Source organism: Mesorhizobium sp. M0808 (assembly GCF_040320025.1).
Lineage (GTDB): Bacteria > Pseudomonadota > Alphaproteobacteria > Rhizobiales > Rhizobiaceae > Mesorhizobium.
In genome coordinates this window covers 1-5,033 of sequence record NZ_JAMYOX010000094.1, presented here as the reverse complement: position 1 = coordinate 5,033, position 5,033 = coordinate 1, and the positions used below count along the sequence as shown (strand labels likewise).

Here is a 5,033-nt window from a genome sequence, read left to right as displayed (position 1 = left end):
AGCCGGCAATCGAGCCGTCTGGCCGTTCTGCCACGAACGACATTTTGTTGGTGTCTGTCAGTTCCGCCGCAATCCGCTGCAGCGTGTGATCTTCATCCGAAATCCGGGCCGCGGTCTCGGATGCCGAAGCGCCGTTCGAATGCTTCGGAAGCCGCCTGGGCGAGTAGAGTCCGACCTCCGCCGCGACTGATTTCAGTGAAATGCCGCGCGAGAGCAACACGGGCGCCGCATCCAGCCTGGCCGCGTCGACGCGATGGAAGGTCCACTTCATACTGCGTTTGTCGATACGGTCACTTAATGTACCATCGAGCCCGCGCGGTTCGGAACTACGCCAAATCCTCAGCGTGGATTGGGAGGGCAGTCATGGCATCGCAATGTTGGATCAATCTTGGCGCCGATGGCAGGTTCGCGGCGAGCGGAAAATTATCGAGCACGCCCGCCGATGTCGATCACCTGCTAGGCGATGCGTTGGGCGACGCCTCACAGCTCGTACTCTACTTTCATGGGGGGCTGGTAAACGAGGCGTCCGGGCTCATAAGCGCGGAACGGATGTCGGGTAATTACGGATCGACGGCAGCCTCGGTAGGGATTATTTGGGAGACGGGTCTTGCCGAAACGTTCCGCGATAACCTTCTGTCAATCACGGAAACCAAGGTCTTCAAGAAGGCGCTTTCTTGGGTGCTAGCCAAGGCAGGTGTCGGCGATGACGGCGGAGCCAAGGGCATAGGTGGTGGCCCACTCGCTGCCGCAGAAATCGAAGCCATGCTTGAGACACCGGAGGGTGCAAGGGCGCTTGATGGCGCACTTGCAGCCCAGGCCGATGCCGCCCAATTGGCCGCGAGTGCAAAAAGCAGCGGACTTGATGACCTCGACGCGGAGGCGATCGCTAGCGACCTTGAATATGATTTTGCGGCCGACCCTTCGTTACCTGATCTGATCGATTTGGCAGTGCTTGGGTCTGATCCGATTCGCCGCAAACTGGACCTCGAGGACGGTGCGAGAGGCGCGACTATTACTGGCGTTGCTTTGTTCATCGGTAAGGTCGTCGTTGCCGTGATCCGCCGCTACCGCAGCGAGACGGCGCATGATGTTCTTCCAACCGCAGTGGAGGAGTTGCTGCGCGCTGCCTATCTTGGCGACGTTGGAAAGTTCGCCTGGGACGCAATGAAGGCAAAAGCGCAGCGGATGTGGACCGACGATGGGGCAACGCCCGGCGTGAACGGCCACGGTGGGGGATATATGCTGCGGCGGCTCGAAGCGCTGCAGGCGGCCCGGCCGGAAATGATCATCGATGTCGTGGGCCACAGCGCTGGATCGATCGCTATCTGTGAGATGCTGGCAGCGATCGAAGCTGACCGGCGCACAATCCGGTTGCGCAATATCCTTTTCCTGGCGCCCGCCGTCCGTCTGGACCTTTTCGCCCGTTGGATTCCTCGCGGGCCGCAGATTTTCAAACGCTTCCGAATGTTCACGATGACCGATGCCGCGGAAAAGCAGGATCGTATCGCCGGCCCGATCTATCCTCGATCGCTCCTCTACATGGTCTCTGGTTGCTTCGAGGATCGCCCCGATGCGGCCATTGTCGGCATGGATCGTTACCTTCGACGCGCGGCGACCTCAGCCGGACGTGACTATGACGATGTGCGCCTTTGGTTGCAGGAGGGTAACCGGCTTGCTTATTCTCCAAGCCCCGCCCGTACCGCGCAGGGCCTCCAAACGAATTCCCTTCACCACGGCAGTTTCGACGACGATCCGGCTACCCTTGCTAGCCTCCGCTTCATAGTGGGAGCAACACCATGACCCACGCACCGGACGACTATGCCTTGGTTATTGGCGTCAACGATTATCCGGAGTGGAACAAGGGCGCGAAATCGCTCAAGGGTTCGGTCAAGGACGCGACTGATTTTCGCGATTGGCTAATTCATAAGGACGGCGGCGGCCTCGCGCCGGAGAATGCAAAGCTCGTCGTTTCGACTGTTGAGCCACTAGGCCCGCGGCAATGGATGATCGACGATGCCTTTCGCGCGATCCGTAATCAGTCCGAGGGAAAGTTGCGGCGGCGCTTTTATTTTTATTTCACTGGGCACGGCCATAGCCGTGCCGGTTCGTGGCAGCAACAGTCGCTCTGTCTCGCGAACTGGTCACCACTCGATGCTGGCGCTGCTCTTCATTTGGAAAGCTACATAAAGGCCTCGATTGGCTGTTTGAAATTTTCAGAAAGCGTCTTTTTTCTCGACTGCTGCCGCGTTCGAGCCGTGGTTCCGCTGGGGCAGCAAAGCGAGTTGGAGTGCGGGGACCCGGACGCAAGACACCGCTATTCCGCGATTCTCTTTGGGAGCGATCAGTACGAGCCCACATTTGAAGGAGAGGTCAATGAGGAGATTCGGGGTTACTTTACCGCCGGTCTGCTGACAGTGCTCAAACAGGGGACGATCGAACTTAGCGACCTCCTCGACCGACTGAGGATCATAGTCCCGGATCTTGCAAGACCCAAAGAGCAGACAGTTCGAGCAGTCCCCGCAGACACAAAGATTTATCTTGGTCCTCCAGATCGCAAACCACTGCTGGAGAAATATGCTGACGGCGGGAAAGGAGTCGGCACGCAGGTTTCAATCTCGGTGAAGAGCAACCTGACCGGCAGCAACACTGAGCAGGACGCGCCCACACCCCGGCCCGGCGACATTAGCATAATTCGCGACGATTTTCTTATCGCTCGCGGCGTTGGTTCTGTCAGCAAGCAGCTTATTCCGGGACATTATCAGGTCCGCATTGATCATGCGGAGGCATCTATCACTTACGACATTGATGTGGGCGATCAACCGGTTGAGCAGCAGTTCGACCTTCCCCGACGCGCTTCTGCGACTCTGCTATCCAGCACAATAGACAAGCACGAGTGGCTGACCGATCCGGTAGTCGATGCAAGCAAATGGGATGCTTCGCAGGGCGGCCAGGCTATTTTCGTTTCTGTGCGTTCGCGGCAGCCGGGCGATGCGACGCCGATGGCAAGATCGCTATCGCTGTCGCTAAACAACCGAGGCAAGAATATCGCCATCTACGAGGGAAACTCACTGCATCTCGTGGAGCCGGGGACCTCTGACCTGCTTTACTTTGGCTCTGAAGGAGACATTTCAATCCTGCCGATCCCCATCGCGAAAGGGTGGGACACACACGTATTTATTCTGACTTATGAGGGTCGCCCCCAGCTTCCGACCGCTTCTATATCTATGCGGCCTTCTGGGGTCGGCTTCGATCCGTCCGATGCGTTGATTGATGCCTACGAACGGGGCATTGCAGACCTTGTGACCGGCGGCCCTGGACCTGACCCTGAAACTCTCGACTATTTGCTCTGGGGCAAATATCGAAACCCACTGTTCGGCTTGCTAGGCGCGCACTTTTTGATTCGCAAGCTTCGACGCGATCCCAAACCGGATCCCAACGATCTCCAACGTCTCGCGATCGTGGTCGAAAATTTGGGTGAGCTGCTTGGTGCGGATGCGCCCGACGTCGTTGCTCTGCGCCTTTGGAGGCAACTGATCTCCAAAGAGTGGCCGAGGGAACCTTTAGCTGGGCACTTGCCGCTGTTCAATGTCGGTTTCCAAGCTTTCATAGAGGCGACGGCATCGTCTGACGCAGCGATGGACAGCAGGCTCGACGACGTCGCGCTTGGCCTCGACGGGAATTCGCCATGGACGTTGTGGCGGCCTGCAAGGACCAGCAGCGTGTCCGCGAGTTGGAGCCTCTATCCGACACCACACACTACGTTCCATTTGGAAAGCGAATCGATTGGCAGGCTGAAAGCGATCGAGAAACTGTGGCGCAGAGATGGCTTTGTAGTGGAATCGACGCAGGCTGGCAGCTTGCGCAAGCTTCGGGCAATACGCCCGGAAGGTCACCGTCCCCGAAATTTCGATGCCGCCAGTCAGGCCAACACAATTCTCAGCATTCCTGACTGGGTGGTGAGTTACATGCGTGAGGCAGTTAAACAGAGCACGCGAACAGGCGGTGCGCTTGATCTTAGCCGGCTAGTCCGTCGCACTATGTTGCCGATGAATGTCCTCGTGGCAGCGAAGTCTCTGGCGGAACAGTCTGAAGACGACGGTGGGGTGGTGGAGCCTATTCGAAGCTTCGGCACCGCCCCGCCTGTCGATTAGGAGGAAGCTTCTCCGCACTGGTTATGCCACGACATTTTCGTGAGGAAACAGAAAAGATCACGCCGACAAGGATGAGGATGACGGCGAAATGTCTGCCTGAGCCGCATGAGTGCTGATCGCCCATCGCGAGCGCTTGTGGCGCCGGCTCAGCGAAATCCGGCTTGCTCCGAAATTTTGCTACAGACTTGCACGCACCCGGCCCCCGCATGAGACAACCGTTTTGGGGGAACGGGCGGCATCGATCTAAACCACGAAGCCCCCCATTAACCAAACTGCGGCACCAGCGAACAAAAAAAGCGGCCAACCGCGCAAGAGCTTGGCATTCCGGGGCAAGTCGCTGCGGGACAGTTGACTACACGGCTGTTAGCACCAAACGTACAGGAACCGGCGTCACACCAAGCAAAGCGCGAGGTTGTGAGCCAACCCTTGCTCTGGTTTTAGCTCTGGTTTTAGCTCTGGTTTTAGCTCTTATTAAACAGCTAAGTCATTGAAATCATTAGCATCCTATTGCCAGCGAAGGTCTCCCTCTCCGCCACTTCGGAGTTGTGTGCGTCAAGTTCTGCAAAATGGCGTGGCATTGCGGTGACGTCGGCGTGTCCGCCGCGCAGCTCCCGTGTTTAGCGGAGCGGCGGACACATGACGGTGCTCAGGCGGCCAAGGCCCTCAGGCTCTCCTTCTTGTGCTCGCGCAGATGATCCATGTTGAGATAGCGGGTCGCCTCGAGCCAGTTCTCGTGGATCTCCACCGCCAATGCCCGAACCAGCCGCAGACAGCTCCGGGGGTTGGGGAAGATGCGAACGACCAGGGTGCGCCGCTTGATCTCCTGGTTCAGCCGCTCCAGCATGTTCGTCGACTTCATGTGCTTGTGGTGAGCTAGCGGCA

Annotated in this window: 3 protein-coding genes and 1 pseudogene; 2 read left to right on the top strand and 2 right to left on the bottom strand. The window is 58.1% G+C overall.

Features of this window, described 5'->3' with window-relative positions; all coding sequences use genetic code 11:
• Positions 1-271, bottom strand: a pseudogene (locus NKI25_RS35990) (hypothetical protein); the annotation flags it as partial.
• A gap of 92 nt (positions 272-363) precedes the next feature.
• Here NKI25_RS35990 and NKI25_RS35985 point away from each other — a divergent pair.
• Positions 364-1,800 (top strand): hypothetical protein, encoded by a 1,437-nt coding sequence (locus NKI25_RS35985; RefSeq protein ID WP_352634296.1) that lies wholly within the window; start codon positions 364-366, stop codon positions 1,798-1,800.
• The gene (locus tag NKI25_RS35980) at positions 1,797-4,151 is read left to right on the top strand and encodes a caspase family protein (protein WP_352596240.1); all 2,355 of its coding nucleotides are present in this window, start codon (positions 1,797-1,799) and stop codon (positions 4,149-4,151) included. Before NKI25_RS35985 ends, NKI25_RS35980 begins: the two co-directional genes overlap by 4 nt.
• Positions 4,152-4,797: 646 nt before the next feature.
• Here NKI25_RS35980 and NKI25_RS35975 read toward each other — a convergent pair.
• A partial coding sequence (locus NKI25_RS35975; RefSeq protein ID WP_352590719.1) for a transposase occupies positions 4,798-5,033 on the bottom strand: 236 nt, incomplete at its 5' end.